Raw genomic sequence first — 20,430 nt, 5'->3', positions numbered from 1 at the left:
CACCACCAAGCGCGTGAGCTTCGGCCCGGACAGCGGCTTGCAGATCGAGCCGTTGAACCGCGGCATCGGCCGTTTCATGGCCGCGCAAGGCATCAATTGGGCGAAAAAACGCTGGCCCACCTACACCGTCGACGGCATGGACCTGAACAACAAGGACGCGCTGAACGAAGACACCCGCCTGCGTCGCGATCACTTCCTGCGCGTGCACGGTTTCGATGTGGTGTACGCCGATGCCCAGCATTTGAAAGGCAGCATCAAGGACGCGCAGGTTGGCGATTTGCTCGGTGACTGGAACAGCGAAAAGCTGCAGATCGTCGAGATTCTTGAAGCGGCGGCGATGTTGCAACAGGCCGAGCAGAACCTCGCCGAGCAGGAAGTGAAGCTGAAGAAGCAGGAAGAGAAAGTCAGCAAGTTCAAGCGTGAAGACGCTGGTCTGCGCTTCACCATTACTTGCCTGGTGGCGTTTGCGGTGTTTCAGGCGGGATTGTTGATCTGGATTGCTACACATCGGTAACAGGTCGAGACTGAGGCGTTCCCATCGCGGGCAAGCCACGCTCCCACAGGTTTTGCGTCGTACCCGAATATGGCGGTACACACAAAAACCTGTGGGAGCGGGCTTGCCCGCGATGCTTTTAAGGCTTAAACGCGGGAGGCGAACAGCGCTTGATGGTCGCGGCACTGCTCCGCCGTCAGCATGAACACGCCATGCCCGCCACGCTCGAATTCGAGCCAGGCGAAGTCGACTTCCGGATACAGCGCTTCAACGTGCACCTGACTGTTGCCCACCTCAACGATCAGCAAGCCCTTCTCGGTCAAGTGATCCGCCGCCTGCGCGAGCATCCGTCGCACCAGGTTCAGACCGTCGTCACCGCAGGCCAGGCCCAGCTCCGGTTCGTGCTGATATTCGTCCGGCATGTCAGCGAAATCTTCCGCGTCAACATACGGCGGGTTAGACACGATCAAGTCGAAGCGCTGCCCCGGCAGACCGTCAAAACCATCGCCCTGCACGGTGTACACGCGCTCGTCGACGCCGTGACGCTCGATGTTCTGATTGGCCACTTCGAGCGCTTCGAACGACAGATCCGCCAGTACCACTTCCGCGTTCTGGAACTCGTAGGCGCAAGCAATGCCGATGCAGCCGGAGCCGGTGCACAGGTCGAGAATCCGTGCAGGTTCGTTGCCGATCCATGGCGCAAAACGGTTTTCGATCAGCTCGCCAATCGGCGAACGCGGGATCAACACGCGCTCGTCAACGATGAACGACATGCCACAGAACCACGCCTCACCGAGCAGGTAAGCCGTCGGGATGCGCTCCTCGATACGGCGCTTGAGCAGGCGCTGCAGGTTGACCAGTTCGTCGTCTTCCAGGGCGCAATCGAGGTAGCTGTCGGCGATTTCCCATGGCAGGTGCAAAGCTCCCAGCACAAGCTGCCGGGCTTCATCCCAGGCATTGTCGGTGCCATGGCCAAAAAACAGATCCTCCCCATGGAAGCGGCTGACGGCCCAACGGATGTGGTCGCGCAGGGTACGAAGTCGGGAAGTGATCACGGGGCAGAACTCCAGAAAAAACGACTGGCGATTCTAGCAGCCAAAACGCGCCACGACGACGCAGGAAACACAGGTGGGCGACGGTAGGAGTTTTCTGATTTTTACATCAGCTATTGAACAGAACGTGTAACTTGACAACGCTGCAGGCCAGTAACGACGGTGCCTACGATGGTAGCGATTCACAGAACCGCTCAGCCAGAGGACAATGTCGCAAAAGCCCCACCCCAAGGAGCCCCAGAATGTCCGTTCCAAAAACGATGTTTCAACTCAGCGGCCGCGGTTACGCAGCGGCCACATTGAGCCATGCCACCGTGGTCATCATTGATGCCCAGAAAGAGTATCTCAGCGGCCCGCTGGCCCTGAGCGGCATGGACGCGGCCGTCGCGAACATCAAACAACTGGTCGCTGCGGCCCGTGCAGCCGGTCGGCCGATCGTGCACGTGCGTCATCTCGGCACCGTCGGTGGCCTGTTCGACCCGCAAGGCGAGCGCGGCGAATTCATCCCCGGTCTTGAGCCACAGGGTGACGAAACCATCATCGGCAAACTGTTGCCGAGCGCCTTCCACGGCACCGAACTGCTCGACCGCTTGCAGAACCTCGGCTCGCTGGACCTGATCGTCTGCGGTTTCATGAGCCACTCCAGCGTCAGCACCACCGTACGTGCGGCGAAGAACCTGGGGTTCCGCTGCACGCTGGTCGAAGACGCTTGCGCCACCCGCGACCTGCCGTTCAAGGGCCGTGTGCTCAGCGCCGCTGTGGTGCAGGAAGCGGAAATGGCGATCATGGCGGACAACTTCGCCACCCTCGCGCTGACTCAAGACCTGATCTGATCTGCGCTGATGAGCGGCTCACGGCGCCGCTCATCCACAAAAGCCTCGCATTTGCTTCAATTGCCTTAGCCTCAGGAACAACCCGGTCAACTCCCGGTCGAAGGGCCGATACCCATTGAGGAAGGTCGGAATGAAGTTATCCGATGGATTTGACGCACGCCGCTTGCGGCCCAAAGGCCAAAGCAACTGGCGTTTTCGATTTGGCGCAGCGATCGCCGCCATTCTGGCGACGTTCGGTGTGCTGCTGGCGATGGCCGGGGCCGCCAGCCTGCTGGGGCGCCCACCGGCCCTCGGCGACCTGAATGCCACGCCGACGGGTTCGGCGATCATCCTGGCGGTCGGCTTGTTGTTCCTGTATTTCGGCGTGGCGTTGTGGCGTCGTTGCCGGCGTCGCGCCCGGCAATCGCGGGAACTGAACATGTCCCCGCACCTGATGAAAAAACACGACTGATCAATGGCCTGGCTTTTTGCCGGGCCGTTTTGTTTCGACTTGGGTAAACTGGCCGCCCTTCGCGGAGGCTGACATGCAAGACGACGATTTTTCCCTGTTCAAAAGTGCGATCCAAGGCGTCAAGCCGATCAAGCACGACCGCGCCGACACCGGCAAACCCAAGGCTGACCGCGCCCAGATCGCCAAGCTGCGCCAGTCCGCCACCGTGCGCACCGACACCACTACCGTGGATGGCCTGTCCGATCAGTTCGTGATCGACGTCGGTCCTGAAGACGAGTTGATGTGGGCCCGCGACGGGGTGCAGGAAAGCCAGATGCGCAAGCTCAAGATCGGCCAGATCCCGTTCGAAGGCAGCCTCGACCTGCACGGCATGAACGTGGAAAAGGCCCGGGAAACCCTCTGGGCGTTTCTGGCAGAAGCGACAAAATTCGAAATCCGCTGCGTGCGCGTCACCCACGGCAAGGCTGTGCGGCTGGACGGCAAGCGACCGATGATCAAAAGCCACGTCAATACCTGGTTGCGTCAGCACGCGCAGGTCCTGGGTTTCTGCTCGTGCCAGGCCAGACATGGCGGTGCCGGCGCGGTATATGTGATGCTCAAACGCACCATGATGGAAGGCCGCGACGAATAATCCCGTCACACCGAACTTGCAGGGTTGTGTCCGCCACCGTACCCTTGCCCTTTGCGAAAATCCCCACAGGTAGTTTCATGTCCCTGGAACAGAATTACACCGCGATTCTCGGCCAACTGGGCGAGGACGTGTCCCGCGAGGGCCTGCTCGACACGCCAAAGCGTGCCGCCAAAGCCATGCAGTATCTCTGCCGCGGTTATGAACAGACGCTCGAAGAGGTCACCAACGGTGCCCTGTTCAGCTCCGATAACAGCGAAATGGTGCTGGTCAAGGACATCGAGCTGTACTCGTTGTGCGAACACCACCTGCTGCCGTTCATCGGCAAGGCCCACGTCGCGTACATCCCGAGCGGCAAAGTGCTGGGCCTGTCGAAGGTCGCGCGAATCGTCGACATGTACGCCCGCCGCCTGCAGATCCAGGAAAACCTCAGCCGCCAGATCGCCGATGCGGTGATGCAAGTCACCGGCGCGCTGGGCGTTGCCGTGGTGATCGAGGCCAAGCACATGTGCATGATGATGCGCGGTGTCGAGAAGCAGAATTCGTCGATGATCACTTCGGTGATGCTGGGCGAGTTCCGTGAAAACGCGGCGACCCGCAGCGAGTTCCTCAGCCTGATCAAGTAATCGGCGACACAAAAAAACCGGCGTTGATCGCCGGTTTTTTTCGTCCGTGAAAAATCGGGTAAGCTGCGCGCCTTTCTCCATTTACACCGTGAGGCTTTCAACGTGTTCGTAAAAGCGCTTCGTGTCGGCCTTGGCCAACTGATCATCTTCATCGACTTCATCACCCGTCCAGGCAAGAAACAGCGCCCGGCCGAAACTCAGGCCCAGGTCAACGTTGCTGCAAAAGGCCTGACCCTGTATCAGTTCCACGCCTGCCCGTTCTGCGTGAAGACCCGCCGCACCCTGCGTCGCCTGAATGTACCGGTGGCGCTGAAGGACGCGAAAAACAACGAACAGGATCGCCAGACACTGCTGGACCAAGGCGGCAAGATCAAGGTGCCGTGCCTGCGCATTGAAGAAAATGGGCAGACCACCTGGATGTATGAATCCAAAGTGATCATTGATTATCTGGACAAGCGTTTCGCTGCAGTCTGATGGATTTGTGCCGGGGCTGATGGCCTGCTCGCGAAGAGGCCCGACCCGTCACCATAAAGTCCAGACAAAAATAAACCGGCCCTCAAGCCGGTTTATTTGTTTTTCACGCCGCTTTGTCTATCTGCGCCTGCCGCACCACCGCCGCCAACCGCTTCAGTCCTTCATCCAGCCGCGCCGGATCGATGTGGCTGAAATTCAGCCGCAGATGCCCAAGATTTTTATCGGGATCGGGAAAGAACGGTTCGCCCGGCATGAACGCCACGTCGTTGGCCAGCGCCTCGTTGAGCAAGGTGCGCGTATCCAGCGGTTGCTTGAGCGTCAGCCAGAAAAACAGCCCGCCCTGCGGCATGTTCCAGTCCGCCAGGTCGGAAAAATGCGTTTCCAGCGCTGACTGAAACCCATCGCGACGCTGCCGATAGAAGCCGCGCAACTCACTCAAGTGCTGCTGATATTTCTCACTGCCAATCCACTGCAGCGCCTGCCATTGACCGATGCGATTGGTGTGCAGATCCGCCGATTGTTTGAGTTTGAGCAGGTGCGGGAATAGGTCCGGGCTGGCGATCAGGTAGCCGACGCGCAACCCCGGCAGCAGGGTTTTCGACACGGTCCCGGTGTAGATCCAGCTGGCTTTTTGCAAACGTCCGGCAATCGGTTTGGCGCTGCCGCCATCGAAGGTCAGTTCACGATAGGGTTCGTCTTCAATCAGGGTCACGCCGAACTCATCGAGCAATGCCGCGACGGCGGCGCGTTTGGCTTCGCTGTAGCGCACGGCGGACGGGTTCTGGAAGGTCGGAATCAGATAGATGAATGCGGGCTGATGCTGTTCAAGGCGACTGCGCAACTGCACGAGGTTCGGGCCATCGGATTCTTGCGCCACGGTCAGGCAATCGGCGCCGAATAATTGGAAGATCTGCAACGCCGCCAGGTAAGTCGGCGCTTCCAGCAGAATTTCGGTGCCTTTGTCGATGTAGAGCTTGGCGGCCAGATCCAGGGTTTGCTGGGAACCGCTGACCACCAGCACCTGACTCGCCTCACACGCCAGGCCGAGCGCCCTCGCCTCTGCCGCCAACGCCTCGCGCAACGCCGGCTCGCCTTCGCTCATGCCGTATTGGCCAAGCGACAGCGGCATGTCATCCCATTCGACCTTCGGCAGCATGGCTTCAGCCGGGAGGCCACCGGCGAACGACATCATTTCCGGACGCTGGGCGGCGGCGAGGATTTCGCGGATCAGAGAACTTTTAAGGCGCGAGACACGTTCGGAAAAAGCCATGGTGGTCACCGGTAGCGAGGCAGGGAAAAAATGAGTCAAACTGGTTGACTGAAACTACGACAGCTTGAGCGAGTACGTCAATATGCTTGACCTTAAAAATCCAGCTAGCCAGCAACAAGCGATGGAAGCGTTTTTCTTCGGCTATCAGGCCTTCACCGCCAAGGCCGATGAAATGCTCGAGCGTCGCGGCCTGTCGCGAGTGCATCAGCGCATCGTGTTTTTCATCGCGCGCTACCCGAATCTCAGTGTGAAGGAATTACTGGGATTGCTTGGAGTGAGTAAACAGGCGCTGAACATGCCGTTGCGTCAGTTGCAGGAAATGCATTTGGTGGACAGCGTGGCGTCCGAGACCGACAAGCGGAAACGTCTGCTGGCGTTGACCGCTGAAGGCGCCAGGTTCGAGCAGGCGTTGCGGCGTGAACAGGTGAAACTGCTCGAGCGGGTGTTTGCCGAGGCTGGGGAGGCGGCGGTGAATGGATGGTTGGCGGTGAATATGGCCCTTGGGAACACTCAGTCACATCTTGATTGACTGAACCGGCCTCATCGCTGGCAAGCCAGCTCCCACAAAGACAACGGCGTCCGCAGATAGGGAGAAACCCGCAAATCCTCTGGGAGCTGGCTTGCCAGCGATGGGGCACTTGAGGGAGATATATCCCTATCGCCTGACTTTTCGTAAACAAAACCAAAAACAATATTTGCTTTATTTGTACACAAAAGCATAATCCACAACGTGCGAGTTCCTGACCGCATGGTCAACAAATTCGCGTATGCCTCAAAGGGCCGCTGCCACCCCTCATGGGTCCGGCCCTGGAAATAACAATAAAACTCTTGAGGAGTACTCGCTGTGGAAAGCCGCAAATCCGAAGCATCGACGCTGGAACTCTCACCGCCCTTACGCACCGGTGTGCTGGAGCGCATCTTCAAACTCAGCTTGCATGGCACCACGGTGAAGACCGAGCTGATTGCCGGTCTGACAACCTTCATCACCATGGCTTACATCATCTTCGTCAACCCGAACATCATGGCCGATGCCGGGATTGATCACGGTGCGGCCTTCGTCGCCACCTGCATTGCCGCCGCACTCGGCTGCCTGCTGATGGGCCTGTACGCCAACTGGCCAGTGGGTTTGGCACCGGGCATGGGCCTCAACGCGTTTTTCACCTACACCGTGGTCGGCACCATGGGCTATAACTGGGAAACCGCGCTCGGTGCGGTGTTCGTCTCCGGTGTGCTGTTCATGATCCTGACCTTCTCGCGTATCCGTGAGTGGCTGCTCAACAGCATTCCGGTCAGCCTGCGCTTTGCGATGGGCGCCGGTGTCGGTCTGTTCCTCGGCCTGATCGGCCTGAAAACCGCGGGCATTGTCGTCGACAGCCCGGCCACCCTGATCAAGCTCGGCTCCCTGCGTGAACCCGGCCCGCTGCTGGCGGCGATCTGCTTCCTGATGATCGCGATCCTCAGCTACCACAAAGTCTTCGGCGCGATCCTCATCAGTATCATCACCGTGACCCTGGCCGGTTGGGGCTTGGGCATCGTGCACTACGAAGGAATCATGTCGACCCCGCCAAGCCTGGCGCCGACCTTCATGGCGATGAACGTTGCCGGCGTGTTCAACGTCAGCATGATCAGCGTGGTCCTGGCTTTCCTGTTTGTGCACATGTTCGACACCGCTGGCACCCTGATGGGCGTTGCCCAGCGCGCCAATCTGGTCAACGCTGACGGCCGCATCGAAAACCTCTCCCGCGCAATGAAAGCCGACAGTGCCTCCAGCGTGTTCGGCGCCGTGGTCGGTGTTCCTCCGGTGACAAGTTACGTGGAAAGCGCTGCCGGTGTAGCCGCTGGTGGTCGGACTGGTCTTACCGCCGTCACCGTAGGTGTGCTATTTATAGCGGCAATGTTTTTCGCACCGCTGGCCGGCATGATTCCCGCTTACGCCACCGCCGGCGCCTTGATCTACGTTGCGATGCTGATGATGGGTGGCATGGCCCACATCGAGTGGGACGAAGCCACCGATGCCATCCCGGCGATCGTCACCGCGATCATGATGCCGCTGACCTTCTCGGTCGCCGACGGCATCGCGCTGGGTTTCATCACCTACGTGGCGTTGAAGGCCGGTACCGGCAAGTACAAGGAGATTTCCGTCAGCCTGTGGGTGCTCTGCGCGATCTTCATCGCCAAGTTCATTTTCTTGTAAGCGTCACGCGGTTCACGCTTCAAATCAGCCTCACCCCACCGGGTGGGGCTTTTGCACATTCTTGAGTACAACAAAAAAGGAGCAAAGTGATGAGTCTGGAAACCTGGCTGCTGTTCAGCGGCGCTGCGCTGGTGGTGATCCTGATTCCGGGACCCCTGTCATTGCTGATGATCAGCAACAGTCTGAATTTCGGTTTGCGCCGTTCTTACCCGGCCTTTCTCGGCGGGGTCACCGCGTCGATCTGCCTGCTCAGCGCTTCGGCATTGGGCCTCGGCGCCCTGCTGCTGGCGTCGGAACAGCTGTTCAGTGCGCTGAAAATCGTTGGCGCCCTGTACCTGTTCTATCTCGCCTGGCAGAGCTGGCAGCAATCGCGCCAGCCCTCGGTCGGCGCCGAAGTGCCACAAGCGGCGCCTGTGCCGCGGTTTCGCGCATTGTTCGGGCGCGCATTCGTGCTCGGCGCAAGCAACCCGAAAGACATCCTGTTCTTCGCCGCCTTCCTGCCGCAGTTCCTCAGTGCCGAGCAACCGTTCCTGCCCCAGTTGCTGATCATGATCGCCACCTGGACCCTGCTGGATCTGCTTTGCAAACTGGCGTACGGCCTGGGTGCCCATGGCGCCGCGCGTTACCTGCGCAGCGGCAAAGGACAAAGCTGGTTCAACCGGATCAGCGCCGGACTGTTCGGCGGTGCCGGCGCAGCCTCTTTGCTCAGCAGCCACTGACCGGTTGATATCCAGACAAGCCATCCCGACCGACGGGATGGCTTTTTTGTTTCCGCGACCACCCTCCATCCGGGCACTTGAAACACCCCGGTCGCCGCCACGTGCGCAATACATCGCAACAACCCGCCGATGTACATCAGCTCGAAAATCCCGCCACCATAACCTCGCTTCATTCACACCCATTTGCCAGAACAAGGATGTTCACAATGGCCGTTCTTATCCAGGATGCCTCGATACAAGTTGACGCTGTGGTCGTCACCGACATGGGCTTTCACGCCAACGCACGCACAGCTTCGACCCTCGACCTGAACCGTGTCCCCCAGTCGCAGGCAGGTACAAAGAACAAAAACCGCATCAGGCAATTGCATGTGGTCGACGATTTATTCGGTCCGCTGCACATCGGCTCCGCCTCAGTCACGCGCGCGTATCTTCACGCCCTGGGTGCGACGATTGACGGGCTGCCACTGAATGGCAGAAACACCCTCTTTCGAATTCCCGGACGCGCCTTCATCAACGCGTTGCAATTCAGTCCAGCCAAAATCGAAGCGCAGATAAAGTCCGCCACGGCGCTGAACAGTGACCGACTGTCGACCCTGCTGTTCGAGATCGCCAGCCAGCGCCCGCTCAGTGCACCGCCCATGATCAGGGAAGGCCGCGCCACCCGTCTCGATCGGGAGGGCCATTACCGCAAGCTCGCAAAACTTCTGGATTGCGCACAAAAACTGGACCTCAACCACGCCCGCTTACCCCGGCACACGCCACGCTGGGTGGCGCGGGCCAAGACCTTTGGCGCCTTGGGTTCCAGTGTCGGCGTTCAGTCGTTCGGCATTTTCATGGGGCTGCGCGGGTTGGTCTCGGCGATAAAACTCAATGATCGCGCCGAGATCGCAATCAACACGGCCGGTCTGCTTTCAGAGGCTGGCTCCATCGCCGCCGACATCACCATCACCCAGATCGCAACGCAAATGATGAAGGCCGGACAAGCCGGTTACCGCGACTTCGCCAGAACCCGATTCGCCCTCCGGCTGAGCCGCTCCGGTGGTCTGATCGGCGGCGCGCTGACCCTGCCGTTCGATATCTACATGGCGGTCAGGGCGTTCAATTCGGCCAGCAACGCGACCGGGAAAGCGGCCATGGATCACTATGTGGAAGCCGGATTGAGCATCACCAGCGCTGCCATGACCGTGATCCTCGGTGCTGCGGCGATGGCCGGTTTTTCGTTTGCCGGTCCCGTGGGCCTCGCCGCCGGCCTGATGCTGGCGGTCGGCTCGCAGATTTATGGGGCGGTGCGGCTGGTGGATGACATTGATGACTACATCGAACTCAGCGACGAGGAGCGTTGGCGTACCGGCTGGTTCACCTTCTGCTTCATGAGTCCCGACGCAGAGGTCCAGGATCGCTACACCCTTGCCAAAGCGCGGGTCGAACACGCCAGGCAACTGAAGGCCACGGCCAGAAGACTGCTCGATGGCGAACTCAAGGACAGTACCGAAGCCATCGTCAACGGTGCCTGGGACGTGGAACTGAAACCGACCCGGGTGTGGACGCGTAACTGGTGGACCAAACAGGACGCCTGGGAAACCGTCAACGTTCCACAGATCAAGGACGGAGACGACACCCTCGACGCTCGCGCAGGCGTCACCGACAAGACGCCCGGCGCCGAACTGGGTACGGCGGGACAGCACAAGGGGGTCCTGTGGTTCATCGGTGACGGCCGGGATTCGATACAGGGCGTCGAAAAGAAGTCGAACGCCTTCCATTACAAGGCGGGTGTCAAAGACCTCACAGGCGGTGAAAAGGATGACCGCTTTGTCTTCGAGGGCGCCGCCAATCAGCTCAAGGACACCAGCGCGATAACCGCACCTTCGATACTGAAGGGCGGTGCAGGTGAAGACACGTTGTCACTGGGCGGCGCTCACCCGATACGGGCCAGAGGCGAAGCCGGCTACAGCGTCCATTTATCGGCGGGGACATTGCACACGATGAACCCGGACCCCGCTGACCCAGGCCGCAGAAAACGCGTTTTGCACAGTCGCCTGGACAGTATCGAAAACGTGGATACCGTGCCGTTCGGCGCAAGCCACGTCATCGGCTCCGACCAACGCAACATCATCAAGGCCCGCGGCAAGGATTCGATCAACGCAGGTGCCGGAAACGATCAGATCCATCTGTTGCACAAAGAGGTCGCGGCAAACGGCGGCGCTGGCACGGATGAGTATTTCATCGCCCATGAGGCGGCTCGCGTGTGCATCACGGAAGACGGGGAGGAGGAAAGTTTCATCGTCCTTAACTGGCGAATGGACCTGATCAAAAGCTGGTTCATCAAACGCAGTACGCTGGTGATCACCTCTGGCTTCGATTTTCATGATCAGGCCAAAAGCGTGGTCTTCATTCACGACGTCTACCGGAAAGTCGATAAGCAGTGGCGCTTGAAGAACAACAAACTGATCTTCATCACCCGAGATGGCTACCATCTGACCCCTGAGCTGCCGGAGACCGCCCGCGACGACACGTTCGTCGAAATCGAAATGGTCATTACCAAACCGGGCCAACCCGAGCGGCCGATTATTCTCTATGACGCCGAATGCATCATTCAACACCAGAACGACGCACGCTATTACCTCCCCAGAGTGCAGCAACACATTGCTTTCTATTCGGTAGAGCGCGCCAATGCGGTGACAAAACTCTATCTGGACTACTCCAGCAGCGAATTGACCAAAGCCGAAGCGAACTTCCTTGCAACACTCTCGGAAAAAGAGGTTCCTGACGTGATTGTCGGGTGCGACCTGACCTACCACTTCGGTCAGAACACACTGACCTTGAAGAGGTTCTCCCATGCTCGTGGTGGTCAGGATCCCATGAATGTCATCAAGATTCTGCGCACCATGGCCATTCGCAACCAGGCCAGATACGTGCTGATTTTCAACGACGGTGTCGCCCTCAACCCCCAGCTCACCCCGGAAACCGACGCGGCACCGGTCAATGCGCACTATAAGGTGCATGCCCACACGCACTGGACTACGCCCATGTCGTTGCCGCTGGAGTGGCGATCCGCGCGGTTTGCCTTTGAATTGCCCGCCAACGAAGCCCATCACCTCGGCGCAAGAGACGCTTGCGCCAAACTCACCTCTTACCCTGAACAAACGGCCATGGAGCATCTGGTGGGACAAGGTTCTACCTACCTTGTCCACCTTGCCGCCGATACCACCCTCAAAATCAAAACCCCGGGCGCCCTGGCCAGCGCTCCTGTCAGGCTCCCCTTCGCTTCCACCTGGGAGTTCGATGCAACTGCCCTGGGAAATGCCCGGATAACCCTGCAAGACAATCAGCTGCGGATAGGCACGTGTACGGTTCATCTGCCGGAATATGAAAGCGATGACCTGATTGATCAGGTGCGGGTCATATCAGCCAATGGCCTCGTTCACACGATCGACCTTTCCTTCGACAGGGTGTATGTCGAGGGGCTCGATGCAAGATTCTTTGCAGTCCCGGATTCGGCAGTGCCCTTGCCCGAAGGGTTAAGCGCGGTGGCCGACAAACAACTCAAGGTCAGAAACATCGCGCCGCTCGATAACAGCGCCGGAACGCTGACCTACAGCTTCCCCTTGCAGGGCTGGTTGCTCGACTCCGCCCCTATCGAATACTCACAGTTAAAAATCACCCACCGCTGCAGCCATCAACTGCCCGCCAGGCCCGTGTCCCCCATCAATGTGCCCGCGGCATAACGCGTCCACCTCGCCGGTACGCCGGCGAGGTCCCGGAACCTGCGTAACCCCTCGCATCATTTGAATTCCGCGCAAGACACATATACCGCACGGCACCTCGCCTTTCTGCCGAACATCAACATTGCGCAAGCCACACAGGGCTACCGCGCTTTTTACAACTGCACATGATCAGAGAAAGAATGAATGGCCAAACCACCAAAATCCATTGCCGGTGTGCGCCCGCACGATGCGCCTCCGCTGCAGCGGACGGCGCTCGACCCTTCCTCGAGCCGTCATCTGAACGCCGCAGGCTCCGACGCGATGATGCCGGGTCGCGATCCACTGCCGGGGCCCTCTTCCAGTGCGTCGGCGAGTCATATCGCGCCTTCGTCTTCGGTCACTGTCAGCACAATGCCTGACCCGATCGCTGCCATGCTGGAAAGCAACCTCAGAGCCATTTCCTTGCCGGCGGAGCAGGCTGACCGGTTGCGACCTTCTGCAACCGTTGACGGGCTCTACTCAGACCCGCTGGGGCAACGCTATGCTCGCCTGGAAGACGGCGTTTATTACCGGGCTGAATTGAAGGCCAATGGCGATGTCGAGATCCCCTGGCCCTCTGCGCCGGGCGTGTCGGCGCCGCTGTTACGAAAGATCGAGGGGCAGCCACGCTGGCGCCTGGAAGCGGACTGGTACTCGCACCAGCCCGTCACTGCAACCTGGATCGCGTCTATCCCTGACTCCGCCCAGGCACATCCCCCGGTGTTCCTCGCTCCCCAGTTGAGCGCGCAGCTGACCAGTGCGCACGACACACTGGCCGGCGTGCGCTACGACAAACGCAAGAAAACCTATGTCGATATGGCGGAAGGTACGGTCATGGTCGCCAGGAACAGTGAAGGACACTTCCAGCAGACCTTCGCCAGCGAGCTGACACCTTCCGGATTCCTCGTGGAGCCAGTCCCCGGGACGACGCTTTGGCGACGCAAACCGCAAGGTGTTGCAGGCCGCCAAGAGCCCTCGTCGACAACAACCCGTCGCCTCAGCCGTGTCCCGGATGAACGTCAGTCAGGCACGGGCAACCGCCAGCGACGGGTTGAAACAGACGATATCCACCTTGCGTCTACGCCCCTTGCCAACGCTGACTGGCATTCGTGGGGACATGCCACAAAACCGCAATTGGGCGATTCCATCGAAATCGACGGCAGCCACTATGCGATTGTCGACCAGAACGGCCACCGCAGTGACGCACGGGTGTTTATCAAGCATCCGCAATTTTCCGCCAGCGATTTCAACGCCTTCGAACAGACACTGGGCAACACACCGCACCTGCAACCTCGGAGCGCAGTGAAACACAAAGGCCCCGGGGCAGACGGTCCGATCGACACCTGGCGCGTCGACGACGGCCTGCCGTTCAGACAAACCCTGGCCCGATACGTCAGCGATACGTTTCCCTATATCTGCGACCACTCGGCCAGCAGGATCGCCCATGCCATGTTCAATCGAGCCAATCACGCCGAAGCGCTCAATGGTTACGGGCTTAACGATCTGTCTGAAACCTTCCGGCATTGGGCGCAGAGGTCGACAAACCTGTCCGAGCAAAAGGCCAGCCGCCCGGATCTGGTCGATCCGTTGATGTTACTGCCCGCGCTTGCCAGAACCGGCGAGCGCTACATCCCCAAACCCTCTGTCTCCGGCGAGGGGCTTCAGCGGATCGACTTCGATCTCCAGCGCATTCCCCCGCAATGGCGCACCATCGGTGACTCGTATCACATCAGCGAACTGCGGGCGCTGTTCGAGCAGGTGCTGAGGCATCAGGGCTACCACGTCTCCCCTTCATTCCGGGCGGCACCGGCGCAACGGGATGCGCTGATAATTCAGCGTCAAGGCGTCGATCAGGTATTCATCATGCTGTTCCCGACCTTGATGCAGGGCCATTACCTGGAGTTCGCCAGCAGGACCTGGCTGCGCACCCGAGCCTTGACGAACAAACATGATCCCGCCGACAAGACACTGCTGAACAAGGCGCTCGCCGAAAACAACGTTATCTTCCTGATGGGCGACCTGGAACGGGAGCCGCATGGCCAATCGCGTCTTTTTATTTTCCGTCAGCAATAACCGTGCTGCCAGGCTGGAACCAGCGGCCTGGCGAGCCGCACAGCCCACTCATGCAGACGAAAAAAAGCCCGCAGTGTGAGCGGGCGAAAGACCAAAGAAGCTATATGCGCAGTCGCTTCCCGGTGGGGGCAGCTGCTTGGGGGTCAGCTGCCCCGGTATGTGGAATAGCTGTATGGCGAAATCAGCAATGGCACGTGGTAGTGATCCTGTTCGGCAGAAATGCCGAAACGCAGCACCACCACGTCCAGAAACGCCGGCTCCGGCAACTGCACGCCACGGGCGCGGTAGTAATCACCGGCGTGGAACTGCACCTGATAGACCCCGGTGCGGTAGTCATCGCCTTGCAGCAGCGGCGCATCGACCCGGCCATCGCTGTTGGTAATCGCACTGGCGACCAATTCCAGATGCGAACCTTCAACGCGGTATAGCTCGACCTTGATCGAACTGCCCGGGCAACCGTGTGCAGCGTCCAAAACGTGTGTTGTCAAACGTCCCATTGATTCTGCGCGCCTGCCTGCGTGGAAGCAGTCAGACTTCGCGCCTCCCGAAGTCAGTTGAAAAGGAGACCGCACCGATTCGGAGCACGAAACGCTGCGGCGAGCGATTGATTAAGACACTTTTAATAAAAATTGTACACAATAAAAGCGACATTTTTTATTTCACCCCCGCCATTCGGGCGTTTACCTCTTATTGGCTGCTTAAGCGCCTGTCTATTGAACCTGCGATCCATTAGCTGACTGATCAGGCAGGTTTCTTGCAGGCTCACGCCCTTAACAGCAAAAGATGACAGTCGGTGAAAAATGCGAAAATTCAGGCTTACAAATTGAGAATAAAGTTGTATACAATCAGCCCATCGCTGTGACGCCAGCCTGCTTACTCACCGCCAGGCCGCCACACCCTCTGTCAACGAACAAGAAGGAAGACTGCAGTGAGCGCTGACTACCCACGCGACCTGATCGGTTACGGCAGTAACCCTCCTCACCCCCACTGGCCGGGCAATGCCCGCATCGCCCTGTCGTTCGTGCTCAATTACGAAGAAGGCGGCGAGCGCAACATCCTGCACGGCGACAAAGAATCCGAAGCGTTCCTCTCCGAGATGGTTGCCGCCCAGCCGCTGCAGGGCGCGCGCAACATGAGCATGGAATCGCTTTACGAGTATGGCAGCCGCGCCGGTGTCTGGCGGATCCTCAAACTGTTCAAGGAATTCGACATTCCGCTGACCATCTTCGCCGTGGCCATGGCCGCCCAGCGTCACCCGGACGTGATCCGTGCGATGGTCGAAGCCGGTCACGAGATCTGCAGCCACGGCTACCGCTGGATCGACTACCAGTACATGGACGAGGCGCAGGAACGCGAGCACATGCTCGAAGCAATCCGTATCCTCACCGAACTCACCGGCGAGCGCCCACTGGGCTGGTACACCGGTCGCACCGGCCCGAACACCCGTCGCCTGGTGATGGAAGAAGGCGGTTTCCTCTACGACTGCGACACCTACGACGACGACCTGCCCTACTGGGAACCGAACAACCCGACCGGCAAGCCGCACCTGGTGATCCCGTACACCCTCGACACCAACGACATGCGCTTCACCCAGGTGCAGGGTTTCAACAAGGGCGACGATTTCTTCGAATACCTCAAAGACGCATTCGACGTGCTCTACGCCGAGGGCGCTGAAGCGCCGAAGATGCTTTCGATCGGTCTGCACTGCCGCCTGATCGGTCGTCCGGCGCGTCTGGCGTCGCTCAAGCGCTTCATCGAATACGCCAAAAGTCATGAACAGGTGTGGTTCAGCCGTCGCGTCGACATCGCACGCCACTGGCACGCAACCCACCCGTACCAAGGGGCCGCCAAATGAGCCGCTTTCAAACCCTGCAACCGTCGACCCTGAGCCGCGACGCCTTCGTCAACGCCTTCGCCGACATCTACGAACATTCGCCATGGGTGGCCGAGAAGGCCTACGACCTGGGCGCGGACGCTTCGATCGACGAGATCGAAACCCTGCACCAGCGCATGAGCGACATCCTGTTGAGCGCCGATCACGCCAGCCAGCTTGCGCTGATCAACGCTCACCCGGACCTGGCCGGCAAAGCCGCCGTCCAGGGCCAGCTTACCGCGGCCAGTACTGAAGAACAGTCTGGCGCGGGGATTCACCAATGCACGGCCGAAGAGTTCCAGCGCTTCACCGAGCTGAACGACGCCTACAAGGCCAAGTTCAAGTTTCCCTTCATCATGGCGGTAAAAGGCAGCAACCGGCATCAGATCCTCGCGGCGTTCGAAACGCGCATTCACAACTCGGTCGACACCGAGTTCAAATGCGCGCTGGCGGAGATCAACAAGATTGCCCTGTTCCGTTTACTGACCCTATAGCGAGCCTGACCCGAGTACATCAAACGCGGAGAGTACCCAGGGTCTTGCAAGCATCCCCAGCCACTTATTTAAAGGCAGACAAGAAGAATGAAAGCTTACGCCGTACCTTTCGAGAAGTTCGTCAACCTGGCCGATGCCCGTCTGGGCACCAAAATCATCTCGGTCACCGATGACTGGTTCGCAGACGCCAATCGTCTGTTTCAGCCGACCCCGGCCGTGTGGAAGGAGGGTGTGTTCGACGACAACGGCAAGTGGATGGACGGCTGGGAATCGCGCCGCAAGCGCTTCGAAGGCTTCGACAGCGCCGTAATCCGTCTGGGCGTACCGGGCTCGATCAAAGGCGTGGACATCGACACTTCATTCTTCACCGGCAACTTTCCGCCATCGGCCTCGCTGGAAGCGTGCTTCCTGGCCTCGGGCGAGCCGGACGAAAACACCCAGTGGACTGAAGTGCTGTCGGCCGTCGAGCTGCAGGGCAACAGCCACCACTACCACGAAATCAGCAACGACAAAGCCTTCAGTCACCTGCGCTTCAACATCTACCCGGATGGCGGTGTGGCCCGTCTGCGCGTGTACGGCATTCCGTTCCGCGACTGGTCGGCGGTTGGCGACAACGAGCAGGTTGACCTGGCTGCAGCCCTGAACGGTGGCCGCGCACTCGCCTGCTCCGACGAACACTTCGGCCGCATGAGCAACATCCTCAACCCGGGCCGCGGCATCAACATGGGCGACGGCTGGGAAACCGCACGTCGTCGTACTCCGGGCAATGACTGGGTGATCGTCGCACTGGGCCACCCGGGCGAGATCGAAAAAATCATCGTCGACACCCTGCACTTCAAGGGCAACTACCCGGACACCTGCTCGATCCAGGGCGCGTTCGTGAAAGGCGGTACTGACAGCCAGATCGAAACCCAGTCGCTGTTCTGGCGTGAACTGCTGCCGAGCCAGAAGCTGGAAATGCACGCCGAACACACCTTCGTCGAGCAGATCAAGGCACTGGGTCCGATCACCCACATCCGCCTGAACGTGTTCCCGGATGGTGGTGTGAGTCGCCTGCGTGTATTGGGCAAGGTCGCTAAATAAGCAGTGAGGCCATTCGCGAGCAAGCTCGCTCCCACATTTGGAATGCATTCCCCTGTGGGAGCGAGCTTGCTCGCGAAGGCGTCGGTACAGTCAACACAGAATTTTGGATAAGAAGAACAGCATGCGCACACTGACGATTGAACCGCTGACCAAAGAAGCCTTCGCCCCCTTCGGTGACGTGATCGAAACCGACGGCAGCGATCACTTCATGATCAACAACGGTTCGACCATGCGCTTCCATAAACTGGCGACGGTCGAAACCGCTACGCCTGAGGACAACGCGATCATCAGCATTTTCCGCGCCGACGCGCAGGACATGCCGCTGACCGTTTGCATGCTGGAACGCCATCCGCTGGGCAGCCAGGCTTTCATTCCGCTGCTCGGCAACCCCTTTCTGATCGTGGTCGCGCCAGTTGGCGATGAACCTGTATCAGGCTTGGTCCGCGCCTTCGTCACCAACGGCAGGCAGGGCATTAATTACCATCGCGGCGTCTGGCACCACCCGGTGCTGACGATCGAAAAGCGGGATGACTTCCTGGTGGTTGATCGCAGTGGCACAGGCAACAACTGCGATGAGCATTTTTTCAAAGAGGATGAGCGTTTGATCCTCGCCCCCCACCAATAAGAGAAGGTCTGATCACCCGACAACAAGGGTGACAGGCGAGAGGTAAAGACTGTGGAAGCACATCTGTTGGAATGGCTGAACCTGAGCGTGCGCTGGGTTCACATGATCACTGGCGTGGCCTGGATCGGCGCGTCGTTCTACTTCGTCTGGCTGGAGAACAACCTCAACCGCGTCAACCCGAAAACCGGTCTGGCCGGTGATCTGTGGGCGATCCACGGTGGCGGTATCTATCACCTGGAAAAATACAAACTGGCCCCACCGTCGATGCCGGAGAACCTGCACTGGTTCAAATGGGAAGCCTACTTCACCTGGATGTCGGGGATCGCGCTGCTGTGCGTGGTGTTCTACTCCAACCCGACGCTCTACCTGCTGGCTCCGGGCAGCACACTGAGCGGCCCTGAAGGCGTGGCCATCGGTATCGGCTCGCTGTTCCTCGGCTGGTTCATCTACTCCTTCCTGTGCGACTCGGCACTGGGCAAACGCCCTGCTCTGCTCGGCTTCATTCTGTTCGTGCTGATCATCGGCGCGGCGTATGGCTTCAGCAAAGTGTTCAGCGGTCGTGGTGCGTACCTGCACGTCGGCGCGATCATCGGCACCATCATGGTCGGTAACGTGTTCCGCATCATCATGCCGGCGCAACGTGCACTGGTTGCCGCGATTGCCGAGAACCGCACGCCGGATCCGGCGCTGCCAGCCAAGGGTCTGTTGCGTTCGCGTCACAACAACTACTTCACCCTGCCGGTGCTGTTCATCATGATCAGCAACCACTTCCCGAGCACTTACGGCAGCCAGTACAACTGGTTGATCCTCGCCGGGATCGCGGTGTTGGCGGTGTTGGTACGTCACTACTTCAACACCCGTCATGACAGCCACAAGTTTGCCTGGACCTTGCCTGTGGCAGCGGTGGGCATGATCAGTCTGGCGTACGTCACCGGCCCGATGCCAATGTCGACCGCGCCGGAAGTGGCCAAGGCACCAGCCAAAATCGAGTACCAACCGCTGCCGGAAACGGCACTGGGCGGTGGTTTGAAACCGGCTGAAGCGGCACCGGCAGCCCCTGCCGAACCTGCAGCAGCAACGGCGCAAGCCTCCAACGCGGGTCCGGCCTTCGACAAAGTGCACAACGTGATTCAAGAACGCTGCGCGGTCTGCCATTCGGCCAAACCGACCAGCCCGTTGTTCAGCGCGGCGCCCGCCGGGGTGATGTTCGACACCCCCGAGCAGATCCGCCAGAACGCGGCACGCATCCAGGCGCAAGCCATCACCACGCAGATCATGCCACTGGGCAACATCACGCAGATGACCCAGCAGGAACGTGACCTGATCGGTGCATGGATCGCCCAGGGAGCGCAGACCAACTAAGCAGTAAAAGCATCGCTGGCAAGCCGGCTCCCACAGGGTTTTGCACTGCCTGTGTGGGAGCTGGCTTGCCAGCGATTGGCCGCAACGCGGTTGACCTGATGTAAAGAAACAGCTGTGAGCAACCCGGCAGCTGTTCAATCACAAGAATAAAAAGATCCGAGGTGTTGCATGTCCGAGCTGTCCAAAGCGCGCATCCCCGACGCACCCGCCATTCAGCGTTTGCCCCTTTTGCAACTGATCCTGGTCGGTTTGCAACATGTTCTGCTGATGTACGGTGGTGCCATCGCGGTGCCGCTGATCATTGGACAGGCCGCTGGCCTGAGTCGTGAAGAAATTGCCTTCCTGATCAATGCCGACCTGTTGGTCGCCGGTGTCGCCACCATCGTGCAGTCCTTGGGTATCGGCCCGATGGGCATTCGCATGCCGGTGATGATGGG

General features: G+C 59.5%; 19 protein-coding genes and 1 pseudogene. 17 read left to right on the top strand and 3 right to left on the bottom strand.

The window, feature by feature from the left end:
• Positions 1 to 514, top strand: a pseudogene (locus DBR24_RS30410) (hypothetical protein); the annotation flags it as partial.
• Positions 515 to 639: 125 nt separating this feature from the next.
• On the opposite strand, the gene prmB reads toward DBR24_RS30410, so the two are convergent.
• Positions 640 to 1,548, bottom strand: a complete 909-nt coding sequence (gene prmB / locus DBR24_RS30405) for a 50S ribosomal protein L3 N(5)-glutamine methyltransferase (protein WP_123467384.1) — start codon at positions 1,546 to 1,548, stop codon at positions 640 to 642.
• A 239-nt stretch (positions 1,549 to 1,787) separates the two neighbouring features.
• Between prmB and DBR24_RS30400 the strand changes: the two genes are divergently transcribed.
• The 5 genes from DBR24_RS30400 (at position 1,788) to DBR24_RS30380 (ending at position 4,557) form a co-directional block, all read left to right on the top strand.
• Positions 1,788 to 2,378, top strand: coding sequence for a cysteine hydrolase family protein (locus tag DBR24_RS30400; protein ID WP_003223193.1), 591 nt, complete (start codon positions 1,788 to 1,790; stop codon positions 2,376 to 2,378).
• A 130-nt stretch (positions 2,379 to 2,508) separates the two neighbouring features.
• Entirely contained in the window at positions 2,509 to 2,829 is a 321-nt protein-coding gene (locus DBR24_RS30395; protein WP_003223191.1) for a hypothetical protein, read from the top strand.
• A 73-nt stretch (positions 2,830 to 2,902) separates the two neighbouring features.
• Positions 2,903 to 3,460: a Smr/MutS family protein gene (locus DBR24_RS30390; RefSeq protein WP_123467386.1), complete on the top strand. Its 558-nt coding sequence runs from the start codon at positions 2,903 to 2,905 to the stop codon at positions 3,458 to 3,460.
• Between the two features lie 77 nt (positions 3,461 to 3,537).
• Positions 3,538 to 4,083, top strand: coding sequence for a GTP cyclohydrolase I FolE (gene folE / locus DBR24_RS30385; RefSeq protein ID WP_003442011.1), 546 nt, complete (start codon positions 3,538 to 3,540; stop codon positions 4,081 to 4,083).
• A 102-nt stretch (positions 4,084 to 4,185) separates the two neighbouring features.
• A complete protein-coding gene (locus DBR24_RS30380; protein WP_128616527.1) occupies positions 4,186 to 4,557 on the top strand; it encodes a glutathione S-transferase N-terminal domain-containing protein in 372 nt (123 codons plus the stop codon).
• A 103-nt stretch (positions 4,558 to 4,660) separates the two neighbouring features.
• On the opposite strand, the gene DBR24_RS30375 is transcribed toward DBR24_RS30380, so the two are convergent.
• Positions 4,661 to 5,827, bottom strand: a complete 1,167-nt coding sequence (locus DBR24_RS30375) for a PLP-dependent aminotransferase family protein (protein ID WP_128616526.1) — start codon at positions 5,825 to 5,827, stop codon at positions 4,661 to 4,663.
• An 82-nt stretch (positions 5,828 to 5,909) separates the two neighbouring features.
• On the opposite strand from DBR24_RS30375, the gene DBR24_RS30370 reads away from it, so the two are divergent.
• The 5 genes from DBR24_RS30370 to DBR24_RS30350 all read left to right on the top strand — a co-directional run bounded on the left by DBR24_RS30370 (position 5,910) and on the right by DBR24_RS30350 (position 14,556).
• Positions 5,910 to 6,356, top strand: a complete 447-nt coding sequence (locus DBR24_RS30370) for a MarR family winged helix-turn-helix transcriptional regulator (protein WP_128616531.1) — start codon at positions 5,910 to 5,912, stop codon at positions 6,354 to 6,356.
• 315 nt (positions 6,357 to 6,671) lie between these two features.
• A complete protein-coding gene (locus tag DBR24_RS30365; protein WP_027613339.1) occupies positions 6,672 to 8,021 on the top strand; it encodes an NCS2 family permease in 1,350 nt (449 codons plus the stop codon).
• Positions 8,022 to 8,110: 89 nt separating this feature from the next.
• Positions 8,111 to 8,740, top strand: coding sequence for a LysE family translocator (locus DBR24_RS30360; protein WP_128616525.1), 630 nt, complete (start codon positions 8,111 to 8,113; stop codon positions 8,738 to 8,740).
• Between the two features lie 206 nt (positions 8,741 to 8,946).
• Complete coding sequence (locus tag DBR24_RS30355; protein ID WP_128616524.1) at positions 8,947 to 12,465, top strand: calcium-binding protein; 3,519 nt, start codon at positions 8,947 to 8,949, stop codon at positions 12,463 to 12,465.
• A 183-nt stretch (positions 12,466 to 12,648) separates the two neighbouring features.
• Positions 12,649 to 14,556: a hypothetical protein gene (locus tag DBR24_RS30350; protein ID WP_128616523.1), complete on the top strand. Its 1,908-nt coding sequence runs from the start codon at positions 12,649 to 12,651 to the stop codon at positions 14,554 to 14,556.
• 143 nt (positions 14,557 to 14,699) lie between these two features.
• Here DBR24_RS30350 and uraH read toward each other — a convergent pair whose 3' ends face one another.
• Positions 14,700 to 15,053 (bottom strand): hydroxyisourate hydrolase, encoded by a 354-nt coding sequence (gene uraH, locus DBR24_RS30345; protein ID WP_003223171.1) that lies wholly within the window; start codon positions 15,051 to 15,053, stop codon positions 14,700 to 14,702.
• A 431-nt stretch (positions 15,054 to 15,484) separates the two neighbouring features.
• Between uraH and puuE the strand changes: the two genes are divergently transcribed.
• From puuE to DBR24_RS34565, 6 genes are all read left to right on the top strand, one after another.
• Positions 15,485 to 16,411, top strand: coding sequence for an allantoinase PuuE (gene puuE, locus DBR24_RS30340; protein ID WP_003223169.1), 927 nt, complete (start codon positions 15,485 to 15,487; stop codon positions 16,409 to 16,411).
• Positions 16,408 to 16,923: a 2-oxo-4-hydroxy-4-carboxy-5-ureidoimidazoline decarboxylase gene (uraD, locus tag DBR24_RS30335; RefSeq protein WP_128616522.1), complete on the top strand. Its 516-nt coding sequence runs from the start codon at positions 16,408 to 16,410 to the stop codon at positions 16,921 to 16,923. The genes puuE and uraD overlap by 4 nt, the downstream gene beginning before the upstream one ends.
• Before the next feature lie 87 nt (positions 16,924 to 17,010).
• The gene (gene alc, locus DBR24_RS30330; RefSeq protein WP_128616521.1) at positions 17,011 to 18,006 is read left to right on the top strand and encodes an allantoicase; all 996 of its coding nucleotides are present in this window, start codon (positions 17,011 to 17,013) and stop codon (positions 18,004 to 18,006) included.
• A gap of 121 nt (positions 18,007 to 18,127) precedes the next feature.
• Complete coding sequence (locus tag DBR24_RS30325; protein WP_016773758.1) at positions 18,128 to 18,631, top strand: ureidoglycolate lyase; 504 nt, start codon at positions 18,128 to 18,130, stop codon at positions 18,629 to 18,631.
• Positions 18,632 to 18,682: 51 nt separating this feature from the next.
• Complete coding sequence (locus DBR24_RS30320) at positions 18,683 to 19,993, top strand: urate hydroxylase PuuD (protein WP_128616520.1); 1,311 nt, start codon at positions 18,683 to 18,685, stop codon at positions 19,991 to 19,993.
• 168 nt (positions 19,994 to 20,161) lie between these two features.
• A partial coding sequence (locus DBR24_RS34565; RefSeq protein WP_305889161.1) for a solute carrier family 23 protein occupies positions 20,162 to 20,430 on the top strand: 269 nt, incomplete at its 3' end.

Source organism: Pseudomonas sp. HMWF006 (assembly GCF_003061205.1).
Taxonomy (GTDB): Bacteria; Pseudomonadota; Gammaproteobacteria; order Pseudomonadales; family Pseudomonadaceae; genus Aquipseudomonas; species Aquipseudomonas monsensis.
This window is presented reverse-complemented; position numbering and strand designations above follow the sequence as displayed.